Source organism: Roseateles sp., assembly GCF_047654805.1.
Taxonomy (GTDB): domain Bacteria; phylum Pseudomonadota; class Gammaproteobacteria; order Burkholderiales; family Burkholderiaceae_C; genus Pelomonas.
On record NZ_JASGIV010000001.1, the window covers coordinates 3,023,565 to 3,037,778 of the forward strand.

A 14,214-nucleotide genomic window follows, 5' to 3' on the forward strand; every position below is an offset into this window, starting at 1 on the left:
TTTTGCGAGAGTTGGAAAGTGCTGTTCACCCTCCATGTCCCGCGAGAATCGAAAACAGACCAGCTTTGCGTAAAAAATTTTCTGGCCCGGGCTCGCTAGCCGCGCGCCGGCCGCACCATGACCCAGTAGCGCGTGAGGTAGTGGATCTCCACAGGCAGCGTGAGGCGCAGGGTGTCGAGGATGCGGCCGGTATCGGCCAAGGGATAGCTGCCGGAGACGCGCAGCCCGGCCACGGCCGCGTCGCAACTCATGTGGCCGGGCCTGTGGCGGCCGAGTTCGGCAAGAAAGGCCTGCAAGGACATGCCACTGGCGACCAGCATGCCGTCGGCCCAGGCCGTATCGTCATCGTTCGCCGGGACTGACTCGCCGACGGCCGTACGCGTGAAGCGGGCACGCTCACCCGCTCGGAGCAACCGTCCCTGCCCGGCCTGTGCCGCCGTCGGGCGGATGGAAACCGCGCCCTCGAAGACATCGACACGGCTCGCACCGGCGTGCTGGCGCACGGCGAAACGCGTGCCCACGGGCCTCAGTTCGCCCTCGGCGGTCTCCACGATGAAAGGGCGGCCTGTCCTGTCCTTACCCGTGGTGACCAGCATCTCGCCGCCCACCAGACGCACCCGCCGCTCGCTGTCGGTGAATCGCACATTGATGGCGCTGTCAGTGTTCAACACCACGGCCGTACCGTCGGCCAGGGTGACGGTGCGCCGCTCGCCCACGCCGGTGCGCTCGTCGGCCACCCATTCACGCCACGGCGTGCGCTCTTGCGCGACCCAGGCTGCCCCGCCCGTGAACATCAGGACAGCCAGCGTCCTGACGGCATCCCGGCGCTTGCGCGAACGCGGTGGCGCCAGCGCCGCTTGCGCGACGGCCGACGCGACCGGGGATTCCATGCCCCGCAGCGTCCCGAACACCTGGCCGTTCACCGCCTCGATGCGCTGCCAGGCTCGCTCGTTGTCTGGGTGCTCGGCCCGCCATTGCTGCAATTCCCGGCGCCGCCGCATGCCATCGGCGTCACCGGCATCGTCCGACTGCAGCTCGACCAGCCACTCGACCGCACGGCGAGCCACCGACGGTGGAACGCCGGCGGCGCCACCGGCATCGAACAAGGTCTCGGGATTCGCGCTCATCCACTAGGCCCCGATCAGTCCAGCGTCAAAGCGAAATAGCACTGCGCGCCCGCTCGCACCAAATGGCGCTTGACCGTGCTGACGGAAATGCCGAGCTCGGCCGCAATCTCGGCCTGGCCCATGCCGTCCAGCTGCGCCATCAGGAAGGCGCGCTTGGCCTGCGCTGGCAGCCCCTCCAACAGGCGATCGATCTGGATCAGCGTTTCCAGCAGAACGGCACGCTCTTCGGGTGACGGCGCCAAGGCCTGTGGCGCCTGCGCCAGGGCCTCGAGGTAGGCCTTCTCGATCTGCTCGCGGCGCCAGTGGTTGGCCAGCACGCGCTGCGCCACGGTGGTCAGGAAGGCACGCGGCTCCTGAAGAACGACCGGCTCTTCCCGCGCCAGCAGGCGCAGGAACGTGTCGTGCGACAAGTCCGCCGCACGGTGCGAGCAGCCAATCTTCTTGCGCAACCAGCCCAACAGCCAACCGTGATGGTCGCTGTAGAGCGCGCCCACCTGGCCGCGAAATGCATCGTGCGCGGAAGACGACTGCGGGACTGGCTGGACCGCTGCCATGACGCTTTTCATCCGAAGGACTAGATCCTCGATTAATGCAAATGGGAATTATTCTCATTATAGCTATTGGCGGCGCTTGCGCTCCGCCTCATGCCGAAATGCCATTGGTTGCCCTTCTTGGTCTGGTGCATCTCGGGGTCCCGCTCGCCGTCCTTGTTCTTCGTCGAACTCGGCGCGGCAATGATGGTGGCGTCCACCACCGTGCCGGTCTTGAGCATCAAGCCCTGCTGGGCCAGGCCCGTATTGATGGCGGCCAGCAACTGCGGCGTCAGCTGGTGCTTCTCCAGCAGGTGACGAAAGCGCGGGATCGTGGTCTCGTCCGGCATCCGCGCGGCGCAATCCAGACCGGCAAACCGGCGGTATAGCGGCCGCTCGTGCAGTTCCTCTTCCATGGCCGGATCACTCAGGTTCCACCAAAGCTGCAGGCAGTGGATGCGCAGCATCGTTTCGATGGGGAACGGCGGTCGACCACCCAACGCCTGATGCGCGCCTCGTGCGTGCGGCTGAATCAGCGCCACCAGTTGCGCCCACGGCACCACCTGGTTCATCTCGTCCAGGAAGATTTCCTTGCGGGTCTTCTTGGGCAGCGGGTCAAGTCCGAGCGTGATCTGATCCATGTCAAGCATCGTCGCCGACGCTCACCCCTCGCTCCAGTCGGATTCACGAGAGGTATTGCAGATCGTCCTTAGACGTTGATAAGCAAGCAATACCGTGCCGATTCACACGCGGCGCGGTACTCCGGTAGATGATCCGAACCGTTCCGTGAAAACGGTAAATGATCCGACGCAATATCGATGATGGAGATACCGTCAACCGTACCGTCAATCTCTGCTGGTTTGCGCCTCAGGCGAGCGGTACGAACTCCATAGAAATCAACAACTTAGCGCCAATTGATGACTAGTTTCAGATCATCAATCCGTTTTGTAAGCTGTTGATTTAAAAGGGGATTTTCAGACCCCTCACTCCCACTCGATCGTCGCGGGCGGCTTGCTCGAAACGTCGTAAGTCACTCGGTTGATGCCGCGCACCTCGTTGATGATGCGGCCCGAAGTGCGCTTGAGCAGCGAGTACGGCAGCTCGGCCCAGTCAGCCGTCATGAAGTCGCTGGTCTGCACGGCGCGCAGGGCCACGACGTAGTCGTACGTGCGACCGTCGCCCATGACGCCCACACTTTTCACCGGCAAGAACACGGCGAAGGCCTGCGAGGTCAGCGCGTACCAGCTCTTGCCGGTGGCTGGATCGATGGTGTTGCGCAGTTCCTCGATGAAGATCGCATCCGCGCGGCGCAGCAGATCGGCAAAGTCCTTCTTGATCTCGCCAAGGATGCGCACGCCCAGGCCCGGGCCCGGGAAGGGGTGGCGGTAGACCATGTCGGCCGGCAGGCCCAAGGCCACGCCGAGCGCGCGTACCTCGTCCTTGAACAGCTCGCGCAAAGGCTCCAGCAGCTTCAGACCCAGCGTCTCCGGCAGGCCGCCGACGTTGTGGTGGCTCTTGATGGTTGTGGCCTTCTTGGTCTTGGTACCGCCGCTCTCCACCACATCGGGGTAGATGGTGCCCTGGGCCAACCACTTGGCGTTCTTCAGCTTCTTCGCCTCAGCCTGGAAGACTTCCACGAACTCGGCGCCGATGATCTTGCGCTTGCGTTCGGGGTCGGTCACGCCGGCCAGCTTGCCGAGGAACTGCTCGCTGGCGTCCACATGCACGACCTTGGCATGCAGACGGCCGGCGAACATGTCCATGACCATCTTGCCCTCGTTCAGGCGCAGCAGGCCGTGATCGACAAAGACGCAGGTGAGCTGGTCACCGATGGCGCGGTGGATCAGCGCCGCAGCGACGCTGGAATCCACGCCGCCGGACAGGCCCAGGATGACTTCCTCGTCACCGACCTGCTCTCGGATCCTGGCTACGGCCTCGTCGATGTAGCTGCCCATCTGCCAGTCGCCCTGGCAGCCGGCGATGTCACGCACGAATCGAGTCAGGATGGCAGCGCCCTGCAACGTGTGCGTGACCTCGGGGTGGAACTGGAAAGCGTAGAGCTTGCGCGCCTCGTCGGCCATGCCGGCGATGGGGCAACTGGGCGTGGAAGCCATCAACTTGAAGCCCGGCGGCAGCACGGTGACCTTGTCGCCATGGCTCATCCAGACCTTCAGCATGCCGTGCTTCTCGGGCGTCTCGAAGTCCTGGATGCCCTCCAACAGCGCGGTATGGCCATGTGCCCTCACTTCGGCGTAACCGAACTCGCGGTGGTCGCTCCACTCGACCTTGCCACCCAGCTGGACTGCCATGGTCTGCATGCCGTAGCAGATGCCCAGCACCGGCACACCCAGCTCCCACACCGCCAGGGGTGCGCGCAGCTCGTGGTCTTCGTAGGTGGACGCGTGGCTGCCGCTCAGGATGATGGCCTTGGGCGCGAAGCTGCGCACGAAGTCGTCGGACACGTCGTTCGGGTGGATCTCGCAGTAAACGGCTGCCTCGCGCACACGGCGCGCGATGAGCTGGGTGACCTGGGAGCCGAAGTCGAGGATGAGGACTTTGTCGTGTTGCATGGTGTTCTCAGACAGGTTGCAAGGCGGGGCGCTGGCGGCGGAAGAAGCGGTAGGCGACGACCAGCCCGATCAGCTGCAGGGCGGCGCAGGTATAGAACGGCAGGCCCATCAGCGGATCACTCGCCGGCCGGTGCGATACCCAGCCCAGCAACGTCAGGCCGATGACGGGCGCGATGACGGCCATCAGGCTGTTCAGCGAGGAGACGGCACCCATGGCCCGCCCCTGGTGGGTGGGCCCGGCGGCGTTGGAGATGATGCTCTGAACGGCCGCCGCCGCGACGCCGCCCAGCAGGTTGAAGAGGATGACGGCGTACATCATCCAGCCCTCGGTGGCCAGGCCCCAGCCGAGATAGGCCAGCGACGCCGAGCCCATGCCGATGAGGGCAAGGCGGGGCGGGCTGAAGCGTGCCAGCAGCGGCTTGAGCAGCACGCCCTGGCTGATCACGGACACGACGCCCACGGCGAAAAGCGACCAGCTCACCTCCAGCGGACCCCAGCCGAACTTGAACTTGGTGTAGAGCACCCACGTCATGTGCAACATGAACTGGGCCAGCGATGCCAGCGCGATCACCAGCACCAGGGGGCCGACACCCTTGAGCGCCGCCAGGCCGCGCAGTGCCGACACCGGGTTTGCCTTTTTCCAGTCGAACGCCGTGCGCCTGTCCCTGGGCAGGGACTCGGGCAGCACGAAGAAGCCGTAGCACCAGTTCAGCACAGCCATGCAGCCGGCGGCGATGAAGGGCCAGTGCACGTCGTAGTGACCCAGCCAGCCGCCGATCACCGGCCCGAGGATGAAGCCGACGCCGAACATCGCGCCGAGCTGGCCGAAGCGACGGGCGCGGTCCGAGGCCGGCGTGATATCGGCCACATAGGCGTTGGCGATGGCCACATTGGCCTGCATTGCACCCGAGAACAGGCGCACGACGACCAGCATCCACAGCGCCGTGGCCATGGCCGTCACGAAGAAGCTGAGCGCCAACCCCATGAAGCCGATCAGCAGCACGGGCCGGCGGCCGAATCGGTCCGACAGCGCACCGAGGACGGGCGCGCCCAGGAAGTTGGCGACGCCGAACGCCATGGTCACCAGCAGGAAGGCCGACGTCTGCGCGTCGTTGCCCTGGGTGAAAGTGCCCACTATGTGCGGCAGCACCGGCACCATCAGCCCGATGGAGATCATGTCGATCAGCACGGCGACCATGATGAAGCCCATGGCGGGGGCGCGTTGCGGTGTGGGGCTCAAATGGGGCTCGTCGCGTTTGCAGAAAAGAGAAACGGGGCGAACTGACGTCGCCCCGTTGTCACCATCATCAGCTCATTCGCTGCGGTAGTTGGGTGCTTCCTTGGTGATCTGCACGTCGTGGACATGGCTCTCGCGCATGCCCGCCGTCGTGATCTCGACAAACTCGGCCTTGTTCTGCATGTCGGCGATGGTGCCGCATCCGCAGTAGTGCATCGATGCCTTCAGGCCACCGGCCATCTGGAAGATGACCTGCACGACCGAGCCCTTGTAGGGCACCTGGCCCTCAATGCCTTCCGGCACCAGCTTGGACGTATTGGGGTTGTTGGCCGAGGTGTCCTGGAAGTAGCGGTCCGCGCTGCCCTTGGCCATGGCGCCCATGGAGCCCATACCACGGTAGCTCTTGAAGGTGCGGCCCTGGTAGAGGATGGTCTCGCCGGGAGCTTCTTCGGTGCCGGCAAAGGCACCGCCCATCATGACGCAGTCCGCGCCGGCCGCGATGGCCTTGGCGACGTCTCCAGAGTAGCGGATGCCGCCATCGGCGATGACGGGCACGCCGGTGCCCTTGAGGGCCGTGACGACGTTGTCGATGGCCGTGATCTGCGGCACCCCGACGCCCGCGACGATGCGCGTCGTGCAGATGGAGCCGGGGCCAATCCCCACCTTGACGCCGTCCGCACCGGCCTCGACGAGGGCCAGCGCCGCCGCGCCAGTGGCGATGTTGCCGCCAATTACGTCCACTTGGGGATGGGCCTGCTTGACCCAGCGCACGCGCTCCAGCACGCCGGCGCTGTGACCGTGGGCGGTGTCCACGATGATGGCGTCGACGCCAGCGCGCACCAGCAGTTCGACGCGCTGCTCGGTGTCTTCGCCGAAGCCGACGGCAGCACCGACACGCAGCTTGCCGTGGCTATCGCGGGCCGCGTTGGGGAAGCTGGTCTGCTTCGTGATGTCCTTGACCGTCATCAGGCCACGCAGTTCGAAGGCGTCGTTGACGACCACGACGCGCTCCAGCTTGTGCTTGTGCATCAGCGCCTTGGCTTCGTTCAGCGAAGCGCCTTCCCGGACCGTGACGAGACGGTCAGCCGGCGTCATGATCTCTCGCACCTTGGCATCCATGCGCGTCTCGAAGCGCAGGTCGCGGCCGGTGACGATACCAACGACGCGCTTGCCCTCGACGACCGGGAAACCGGAGAAGCCGTGCAGCTTCGTCAGCTCGACGGCATCGCGCACGGTAGCGTCCGGCGTGATGGTCAGTGGTTCACGCACGACGCCGCTCTCGTAGCGCTTGACCCGGGCCACCTCGCGCGCCTGGGCTTCCGCCGACAGGTTCTTGTGCACGATACCGATGCCACCTTCCTGAGCGATGGCGATCGCAAGGCGTGCCTCGGTCACGGTATCCATCGCGGCGGACACCAGCGGCAGGTTCAGGGGGATGTTGCGCGACAGACGGGTCGCAAGGCTGGTGTCGCGAGGCAACACCTGGGAGAACGCTGGCACCAACAATACATCGTCGAAGGTGAGCGCTTTGCCGAGAAGGCGCATGAGGAAAGCTCCAGACGCAAAGCGGCATTATACGGAGGGTCGCACGGCTACACTGACCGCATGCTCCGCAAAGCCCTTCGCCAAGCCCTCCTCGCCGTGCTCTGCCTCGCCATCGCCGGCGCCGCTCAGGCGCAGTGGAAATGGCGCGACGCCAAGGGCAACGTGCAGTACAGCGACATGCCGCCGCCAGCGGGCACGCCCGAGAAGGACGTTCTACAGCGCCCCAGCAACGCCAGGGCGGTTGTGATCGTCTCGCCGCCCGGGGCCCCGGCCAGCGCCGCATCCGCACCCAAGCCGGCCGCCAGCGCCCCCACCAAGGCAGAGCTCGAAGCCGCTGCGCGCCAGAAAAAGGAACAGGACGGCGAGGCCGCCAAGCAGAAGGAAGAGGAGCGGCGCATCGCCGCCCAGCGGCGCGACAACTGCGCCCGCGCCCAGTCCAACCTGCGCGACCTGCAAAGCGGCACCAGACTGACTCGGACCAATGAGAAGGGCGAGCGCATCTTCATGGACGAAGCACAGATGGCCGGCGAGATCGGCCGCGCCCGCGACGTCATCACCAGCGAGTGCAGGTAGGCCCGCCCTACTCGCTTCGCGACTTCGGCCTGTGCCTTGACACGATGCGCTCGCCGCGCTTGGCATAGCGCAAGCGCCGAGCCTCCTTGGGATCGACGGTCAGGGGACGGTAGACCTCGATGCGGTCCCGCTCGCGCAACGGCGTGCTGAGCGGCCGCACGCGCCCCCAGATACCGACGCGCAGCTGATCGAGCGGCTGCTCCTGTGCCGCCATGAAGTCGGCGCAGCTCCGCAGCGCCGACTCGACTGAACAGCCTTCGTCCACGTCCAGCCACCGCTGCCGAACATCGCCGGCCTGCGGACTCCAGACCAGTTCAACGCGGGCCATACAGGCTCTCGGCACGCAGCACGAAGCTGTCGACGAAGGTGTTGGCGATGCGGTCGAAAACAGGGCTGACCACGGCTTCCAGCGCACCGCTGCTGAAGGCATAGCTCAGCTCGAAGGCGACCTTGCAGGCAGCCGCTTCGCCGTCGGCGCCGGGCTTGTTCAAGGGCAGCAGTTGCCACAGCCCCTCGAGGTGAGAGAAGGGGCCATCCACCAGCTCCATGCGCACGCTGCGGCCTTCCTCGTTGCGGTTACGCGTCGTGAAGGCATGGCGGACTCCGGCGTAGGCGAGGTGCAGCCGGGCCGTGACCGTGTCGCCATCGCGCGCCAGCACCTCGACCTTGTTGCACCAGGGCAGGAACTCGGGATAGTGCTCAACCGCGGTGACCAGCTCGTACATCTCCCGCGGCGTGTACCAGAGCAGAACGGACTTTTTGACCTGCTTCATAGAATGCCGGGATTGTAAGAAGGGCCTCGGGCCCCACATCGCTGTCCATGTCCATCGCAGAGAACCGCCGCGCCCGCTACGACTACCACATCGAGGAACAGTTCGAGGCCGGCGTGGTGCTGTCCGGCTGGGAGATCAAGGCCATACGCGCGGGCCAGGTGCAACTGACCGACGGCTACGTGATGATCAAAGATGGGGAGCTGTTCCTGATCGGCTGCCGCATCAATGCACTGCGCAGTGCCTCCACCCACGTCAACCCCGAGGCCGACCGCACCAAGAAGCTCCTGATGCACAAGGCTGAGATCAGGCGACTGGTCGGCAAGGTCGAGCAGCGCGGCTTCACGCTGGTGCCGCTGAACCTGCACTACAAGGGCGGCCGCGTGAAGGCCGACATCGCACTCGCCAAGGGCAAGGCCCAGCACGACAAGCGCGAAACCGAGAAGAAGCGCGACTGGGAGCGCGAGAAGGGTCAGATCATGCGCCACAAGGTCTCCAGCAAGGGCTGAGATGGGCAGAGGGCGCGCAGAAGCCCCAGGCAAGACCTCCCGGCGGCCGGCAGCTGCACGCGACACCCGCCGGCAACCATGAAGCAGCACATGCGCCAGCAACCGGATCGGGCAGACGAGCGGCCCTCGCGTCGTAGCGATTGAGGATGGGCCTGGGCCGCCGTCGGCCAAGAATCCCAGGCATTGCGCGCGACGCGCAATGCTGCGTCGCGGCTCGCTGCCGGTAGCGACGCAAGCCCCGACACCGGGCAGCACAGGGGCCGCCATGCGCATCCGCCAAATCCTGCTTGCCACCACCCTGCTGCTCGCCGCAGCCCTGCCCGCCACCGCCCAGGACAAGCCCTACAAGGAGGGTACGGTCTGGTCGGTGTCCTTCATCAAGGTCAAGCCGGGCATGTTCGACGTCTACATGCGCGACCTCGCCTCGGCTCGCAAGCAGCTGATGGCCGAAGCCAAGAAGCAGGGGCTCATCGTGTCCGAGAAGATGTTGTCCGGTTCCTCAATGGGTCAGGGCGACTGGGACCTGATGCTGATGGTTGAGTACAAGAACTGGGCCGCCTTCGACGGCCTGAGCGACAAGTTCGACGCCATCGCGCTGAAGACCGTCGGCACCGAGGAGAAGCAGGTTCAGATGATGGTCAAGCGCACCGAGGTGCGCGAGATCGTCGGAGACAAGGTCTTCCAGGAAATCTCGTTCAAGTGACGTCGGCCAGCACGCCCAGCGCCTGCTCGATGTCGGCCCCGAGGTCGGCGACGTCCTCAAGGCCAATCGCGAAGCGCACCAGCGTGCCACCATCGAAGGGCAGAGGCAGGTCGCGGCTGCGGCTCATGTCGTAGGGCACGGCCAGGCTCATCGGACCTGCCCAGGAATAACCGATGCCGAAGAGCTGCAATGCATCGACGAAAGCGTCCACCTGCGCCGGGCTGTACCGGGGCTTGAAGACGGCCGAGAACAGGCAGGCCGCCCCCGCGCCACCGACGGCCAGCCAGCTCTCGTGTCCAGGCGAGTCCGGCAGTGCTGGGTGGAAGACACGTGCGACCTCGGGCCTGCCGGCCATCCAACTCGCGAGCTGGCGCGTGGCACGGTCCTGCGCCGCATAGCGCAGAGGCATCGTCGGCAGGCCGCGCAGCACGAGCTCCACGTCGTTCTGGCCCAGGCCGTAGCCCAGGTGCTCGTGGGCATGGTTGAGGCGGTCGTGCAGTCTTCGGTCGCGGGTGCAGACCGAACCCATCAGCACGTCGGCGCCGCCGCTGGGGTACTTGGTCAATGCCTGCATGACGATGTCCGCACCCAGCCCCGGATGCGTCCCGGGAGCCGGCTCGAAGCCGTTGAACGCGAGGCCTGCGCCCCAGGTGTTGTCCAGAGCCGTCGTGATGCCGCGCGCACGGCAGGCGGCCAGCGTGCCCAGCAGATCGGGAAACTCCAGCGTGATCGAGCCTGCAGCCTCCAGCCAGACGAGTTTGGTGTTCTCGCGCAGCTCCGGCACCCTCAGCGGGTCGTAGAAGCGATGCGTGACGCCCCACTGTGGCAGCCAGGACTCGGTCAGGTAGCGGTTCTGGCCGTAGACGTTGTCAGGCACCAGCACCTCGTCGCCCGGTCGAAGAATGGCCAGCGACGGCAGCGTCACCGCCGCCAGGCCGCTGGGCACGAGCAAGCAGTGCTCGGCGTGCTCCAGCGTCGCCAGGCGCGCGGCCAGCGTGTAGCTGGTAGGCGTGCCGTGCAGGCCATAGCGGTAGCTCAGTCCGTCCCGGGGCCGCGGCTTGTGCAGATCGGCCGTATCCTTGAACAGCACGGTCGAGGCCTTGGCCACCGGCACCGGCACCGCGTCCCAGCCCTCGGGGGCGCGATAGGGGTGGTGGATCAGCTCGGTGCTCGGGGCGCGCTTGTTCATCAGACGAGGCTCGCGACGAGGTCGTGCCCATCGGCCGCCACGACGCGGGCGCGCACGAAGTCGCCCACCTTCATCGTCTTGCTGGCCTTCTCGGGCGGGAGAATCTTCACGGTGCCATCGATCTCGGGCGCATCGGCGTAGGAGCGCCCCACCCCACCCTTGCGACCCAGGGCAGGCGCGGAGTCGACGAGCACCTGTAGCGTCTGGCCCACCCGGCTTTGCAGCTTGGCGGCCGACACGGCTTCAGCCACGGCCATGAAGCGCGCGCGGCGCTCCTCGCGCAGCTCGTCGGGCAAGGCTCCCGCGATGTCGTTGGCGCTGGCACCCTCGACCGGCGAGTAGGCGAAGCAGCCGGCGCGGTCGATCCTGGCCTCGGTCATGAAGTCCAGCAGGTGCTGGAACTCTGCCTCGGTTTCGCCAGGGAACCCGGCGATGAAGGTGGAGCGGATCACGAGCTCCGGACAACTCTCGCGCCAGCGCAGGATGCGTTCCATGTTCTTCTCGCCGTTGGCCGGGCGCTTCATGCGCTTGAGCACGTCGGGATGAGAATGCTGGAACGGCACGTCCAGGTACGGCAGCACGAGGCCCTCGGCCATCAGCGGCAGCACCTCGTCCACATGCGGGTAGGGGTAGACGTAGTGCAGACGCACCCAGGCGCCATAGGGCTTGGCGATCTCGCCGAGCCGGGCGACAAGGTCCAGCATCTTTGTCTTGACCGGCTTGCCATCCCAGAAGCCGGTGCGGTATTTCACGTCCACGCCATAGGCCGAGGTGTCCTGGCTGATGACCAGCAGCTCCTTGACGCCGCTCTCGAACAGCGCCCTCGCCTCGTTCAGCACGTCGCCGATGGGGCGCGACACCAGATCGCCGCGCATGCTGGGAATGATGCAGAACGAACAGCGGTGGTTGCACCCCTCGCTGATCTTCAGGTAGGCATAGTGCTTGGGCGTCAGCTTGATGCCATAGCTGGGCACCAGATCGACGAAGGGGTCATGGGGCTTGGGCACGTGGGTGTGCACCGCGTCCATCACCTCCTGCGTGGCATGCGGGCCAGTCACGGCAAGCACGCTCGGGTGGATCTCGCGCACCAGGCTGCCCGCATCACTGCTGGCATGGCCGGACTTGGCACCCAGGCATCCGGTCACGATGACCTTGCCGTTCTCGGCCAGCGCCTCGCCGATGGTGTCCAGGCTTTCCTTGACGGCATCGTCGATGAAGCCGCAGGTATTGACGATCACCAGGTCGGCGCCGGCGAAGGTCTTGGAGGTCTCGTAGCCTTCGGCCCGGAGCTGGGTCAGGATCAGCTCGGAATCGGTCAGCGCTTTTGGGCAGCCCAGGCTGACGAAACCAATCTTGGGCGCCTTAGCGGCTTCGGCAACGTCGTATGTTGTTGTTTCCATTGGGATTTCGCCGAGAGACCTGGCTAATTGAGCGGGGCAGCATTCTACGATGGAGCCGATTTCACCCAAGGCGCTGACCGCCTTTCGGCCACGCAACGCTGCGCACTCGTCTAGCGAACTTACAGGGTGGACTGCGGCAGATCGTGCACACCCACTCGTCCGCCGTTTGGTTGGCAGCTGCCGTTCGCGCCACGACCGAAGAAGGGCGCTATTGCCCGAAGGGGACGCCGAAGTCTACGGATTCACGGCCGTGAAGCAGACACGGGCACACGCGAGTCAGCCAAGGCTGACGCAGTCGATCTTTGGAACGGTGGGGGCGTTCTCGGCGACGCGGCGCCGATCTACTTCTTGGTGCCGAACGGGAACATCGCGCCCGCCTGCTTGAGCTGCTCCTGCCACTGATTCATCAGCGTCTTGGACTGCTCGGCGTAGCCCCCCATCAGACCGGTCCACGCGTCCGGCGTGAAGGGGCTGCCCGGCGTCTGCTCGGTGAAGCGCTGCTGCATGTCCGCGAAGGCCTGCATCTGGCGCTCAAGCAGCCCGCCCATGACGCCCTGCATCGCATGGCCATAAAAGCGGATGATCTGCGCCAGCGAGGCGGTCGAGAACATCGGCACCCCGCCGGTCTCCTCCTCCAGGATGATCTGCAGCAGGATGGAGCGTGTCAGGTCTTCCTGGGTCTTGGCGTCGTGCACCTCGAAGTCGACCCCCTCCAGCACCATGCGCTTCACATCGGCCAGCGTGATGTAGCTGCTGGTCTGCGTGTCATACAAACGGCGGTTGGGATACTTCTTGAGGATGCGCAGCCCGGGCTTGGCGGGCGCATCGGCAGCGGGCTGTTCGGTAGTGGATGCCGGCTTCTTGCGGGCGGTCGCCATGCGGGAAATCTCCTGTGCGGTGCAGCAAATTCTAGGCAGGCGTTCGATGGTGTTGCGGACGGGTTTACCTGGGGCCGCAGTCAGAACAGTTCGGAGCCACCGTAGCTCGCAGCTTCCATCTCGCCAGCCTCCACGAGAGCCTGATAGTCGCACACCCGGTTGCGGCCCGTGCGCTTGGCTTGGTAGAGGGCGCGGTCGGCCCAGCTCAGCACCTGTTGCGGCAGGTCGCCAGGATCGGCAATGCTGAATCCGATGCTGACCGTCACTTGTCCCACCTGTGGGAAGCCGTGCTGCTCGACAGACTCGCGCAGCCGCTCCAGGATGGCCGCCGCATCCTCGCGCGTGGCCGCCGAGAACAGCGCAACGAACTCCTCGCCGCCGTAGCGGAAAAGCAGGTCGGAGCTGCGCAGCTCCGCCGCCATCACGCGCGAGACCAGCAGCAGCACCTCGTCTCCAACGACATGGCCGAAGCCGTCATTGATGTTCTTGAAATGATCCACGTCGATGACGGCCATCCAATGCGCATGCGTCGCGGTCGGCGTGCGGCGCGGATCTGCGGTGCCGACGGGGTCGGTCGAGCGCGACAGGATGGTCCAGATGCGCTCGAAACTGCTCTCCAGCGCCTGGCGGTTCAGCAGACCGGTCAGCCGGTCGCGCTGGCTGACGTCCAGCAGGTCGTAGTAGTTCGCGAACACCTCCAGCACGCCCTTGATGATGGCGTCCTCGGTCAGCGTCACCTCACGGTCACGGCTGAAAACAAAGTAACCGCAGATCTCCCGCCCGCCGTACAGCGGATAGGCGATCAACAGGTCTTCGCTCTGCGCGCGCCGGCGGGTGCAGGGCTTGGACAGCAGGCGTACGTTATCCAGCAACTGCCGCACGTCGCTGGCGATGCTGCTGGAGTTGAAGATTTCCTCGGTGCGCTCCACGAGCCGCGCGACACCGTCGGGCTCGACGATGCGCGACAAGTGATGATGCAGCACTCGCGTGGACATGGCGAGGTCGTCGATACGGTAGAGGGAGGAATCCAGGACGCCAAGCATGGGGCACAGCGTCTTCAGCAGACTTTGCTCCAGCAAGGCCGTGTCGCGGATGGAGGTCATCTTGCCCAGCTTGTGCAGCAGGCCCGGGATTTGCACTTTGGTCGTCTCGTTAGCGGCGGTCATGGTCTTCTGAAACTGCG

General features: G+C 65.6%; 14 protein-coding genes and 1 pseudogene. 3 read left to right on the plus strand and 12 right to left on the minus strand.

The window, feature by feature from the left end:
- Positions 1-95 precede the first annotated feature (95 nt).
- The 6 genes and pseudogenes from QM732_RS13635 to guaB form a co-directional block, all read right to left on the minus strand.
- The gene (locus tag QM732_RS13635; protein ID WP_415656668.1) at positions 96-1,127 is read right to left on the minus strand and encodes a FecR domain-containing protein; all 1,032 of its coding nucleotides are present in this window, start codon (positions 1,125-1,127) and stop codon (positions 96-98) included.
- A gap of 14 nt (positions 1,128-1,141) precedes the next feature.
- A complete protein-coding gene (locus QM732_RS13640; RefSeq protein WP_415656669.1) occupies positions 1,142-1,681 on the minus strand; it encodes a sigma-70 family RNA polymerase sigma factor in 540 nt (179 codons plus the stop codon).
- 86 nt (positions 1,682-1,767) lie between these two features.
- Positions 1,768-2,298: pseudogene (locus QM732_RS13645) on the minus strand (IS5 family transposase); the annotation flags it as partial.
- A gap of 342 nt (positions 2,299-2,640) precedes the next feature.
- Complete coding sequence (gene guaA / locus QM732_RS13650) at positions 2,641-4,227, minus strand: glutamine-hydrolyzing GMP synthase (protein ID WP_415656670.1); 1,587 nt, start codon at positions 4,225-4,227, stop codon at positions 2,641-2,643.
- A 7-nt stretch (positions 4,228-4,234) separates the two neighbouring features.
- On the minus strand, positions 4,235-5,467 hold the full coding sequence (locus QM732_RS13655) for a TCR/Tet family MFS transporter (RefSeq protein WP_415656671.1): 1,233 nt from the start codon (positions 5,465-5,467) through the stop codon (positions 4,235-4,237).
- Positions 5,468-5,539: 72 nt separating this feature from the next.
- Complete coding sequence (guaB, locus tag QM732_RS13660; protein WP_415656672.1) at positions 5,540-7,009, minus strand: IMP dehydrogenase; 1,470 nt, start codon at positions 7,007-7,009, stop codon at positions 5,540-5,542.
- Between the two features lie 60 nt (positions 7,010-7,069).
- On the opposite strand from guaB, the gene QM732_RS13665 reads away from it, so the two are divergent.
- Complete coding sequence (locus QM732_RS13665) at positions 7,070-7,582, plus strand: DUF4124 domain-containing protein (RefSeq protein ID WP_415656673.1); 513 nt, start codon at positions 7,070-7,072, stop codon at positions 7,580-7,582.
- 7 nt (positions 7,583-7,589) lie between these two features.
- Here the strand turns inward: QM732_RS13665 and QM732_RS13670 are convergent, their stop codons facing one another.
- Positions 7,590-7,910: an RnfH family protein gene (locus QM732_RS13670; RefSeq protein WP_415656674.1), complete on the minus strand. Its 321-nt coding sequence runs from the start codon at positions 7,908-7,910 to the stop codon at positions 7,590-7,592.
- The gene (locus QM732_RS13675) at positions 7,897-8,355 is read right to left on the minus strand and encodes a type II toxin-antitoxin system RatA family toxin (RefSeq protein WP_415656675.1); all 459 of its coding nucleotides are present in this window, start codon (positions 8,353-8,355) and stop codon (positions 7,897-7,899) included. Before QM732_RS13675 ends, QM732_RS13670 begins: the two co-directional genes overlap by 14 nt.
- 47 nt (positions 8,356-8,402) lie before the next feature.
- On the opposite strand from QM732_RS13675, the gene smpB reads away from it, so the two are divergent.
- Positions 8,403-8,861: an SsrA-binding protein SmpB gene (gene smpB, locus QM732_RS13680; RefSeq protein ID WP_415656676.1), complete on the plus strand. Its 459-nt coding sequence runs from the start codon at positions 8,403-8,405 to the stop codon at positions 8,859-8,861.
- A 265-nt stretch (positions 8,862-9,126) separates the two neighbouring features.
- Positions 9,127-9,564 (plus strand): hypothetical protein, encoded by a 438-nt coding sequence (locus QM732_RS13685; protein ID WP_415656677.1) that lies wholly within the window; start codon positions 9,127-9,129, stop codon positions 9,562-9,564.
- Here the strand turns inward: QM732_RS13685 and QM732_RS13690 are convergent.
- The 4 genes from QM732_RS13690 to QM732_RS13705 form a co-directional block, all read right to left on the minus strand.
- Positions 9,557-10,753, minus strand: coding sequence for a PLP-dependent transferase (locus QM732_RS13690; protein WP_415656678.1), 1,197 nt, complete (start codon positions 10,751-10,753; stop codon positions 9,557-9,559). The two genes, QM732_RS13685 and QM732_RS13690, sit on opposite strands and share 8 nt — an antisense overlap.
- Complete coding sequence (gene rimO / locus QM732_RS13695; RefSeq protein ID WP_415656679.1) at positions 10,753-12,153, minus strand: 30S ribosomal protein S12 methylthiotransferase RimO; 1,401 nt, start codon at positions 12,151-12,153, stop codon at positions 10,753-10,755. The genes QM732_RS13690 and rimO overlap by 1 nt, the downstream gene beginning before the upstream one ends.
- A 341-nt stretch (positions 12,154-12,494) precedes the next feature.
- Positions 12,495-13,031, minus strand: a complete 537-nt coding sequence (gene phaR / locus QM732_RS13700; RefSeq protein ID WP_415656680.1) for a polyhydroxyalkanoate synthesis repressor PhaR — start codon at positions 13,029-13,031, stop codon at positions 12,495-12,497.
- Between the two features lie 80 nt (positions 13,032-13,111).
- Positions 13,112-14,197 (minus strand): GGDEF domain-containing protein, encoded by a 1,086-nt coding sequence (locus QM732_RS13705; protein WP_415656681.1) that lies wholly within the window; start codon positions 14,195-14,197, stop codon positions 13,112-13,114.
- Positions 14,198-14,214: the final 17 nt, after the last annotated feature.

Bases quoted from the DNA above. Each gene is read 5' to 3' on its own strand.
- QM732_RS13670 (WP_415656674.1), bottom strand. From the start codon at position 7,910: ATGGCCCGCGTTGAACTGGTCTGGAGTCCGCAGGCCGGCGATGTTCGG.
- guaA (WP_415656670.1), bottom strand. From the start codon at position 4,227: ATGCAACACGACAAAGTCCTCATCCTCGACTTCGGCTCCCAGGTCACC.
- QM732_RS13640 (WP_415656669.1), bottom strand. From the start codon at position 1,681: ATGGCAGCGGTCCAGCCAGTCCCGCAGTCGTCTTCCGCGCACGATGCA.
- QM732_RS13690 (WP_415656678.1), bottom strand. From the start codon at position 10,753: ATGAACAAGCGCGCCCCGAGCACCGAGCTGATCCACCACCCCTATCGC.
- smpB (WP_415656676.1), top strand. From the start codon at position 8,403: ATGTCCATCGCAGAGAACCGCCGCGCCCGCTACGACTACCACATCGAG.
- QM732_RS13705 (WP_415656681.1), bottom strand. From the start codon at position 14,197: ATGACCGCCGCTAACGAGACGACCAAAGTGCAAATCCCGGGCCTGCTG.
- rimO (WP_415656679.1), bottom strand. From the start codon at position 12,153: ATGGAAACAACAACATACGACGTTGCCGAAGCCGCTAAGGCGCCCAAG.
- guaB (WP_415656672.1), bottom strand. From the start codon at position 7,009: ATGCGCCTTCTCGGCAAAGCGCTCACCTTCGACGATGTATTGTTGGTG.
- QM732_RS13635 (WP_415656668.1), bottom strand. From the start codon at position 1,127: ATGAGCGCGAATCCCGAGACCTTGTTCGATGCCGGTGGCGCCGCCGGC.
- QM732_RS13675 (WP_415656675.1), bottom strand. From the start codon at position 8,355: ATGAAGCAGGTCAAAAAGTCCGTTCTGCTCTGGTACACGCCGCGGGAG.
- QM732_RS13665 (WP_415656673.1), top strand. From the start codon at position 7,070: ATGCTCCGCAAAGCCCTTCGCCAAGCCCTCCTCGCCGTGCTCTGCCTC.
- QM732_RS13685 (WP_415656677.1), top strand. From the start codon at position 9,127: ATGCGCATCCGCCAAATCCTGCTTGCCACCACCCTGCTGCTCGCCGCA.
- phaR (WP_415656680.1), bottom strand. From the start codon at position 13,031: ATGGCGACCGCCCGCAAGAAGCCGGCATCCACTACCGAACAGCCCGCT.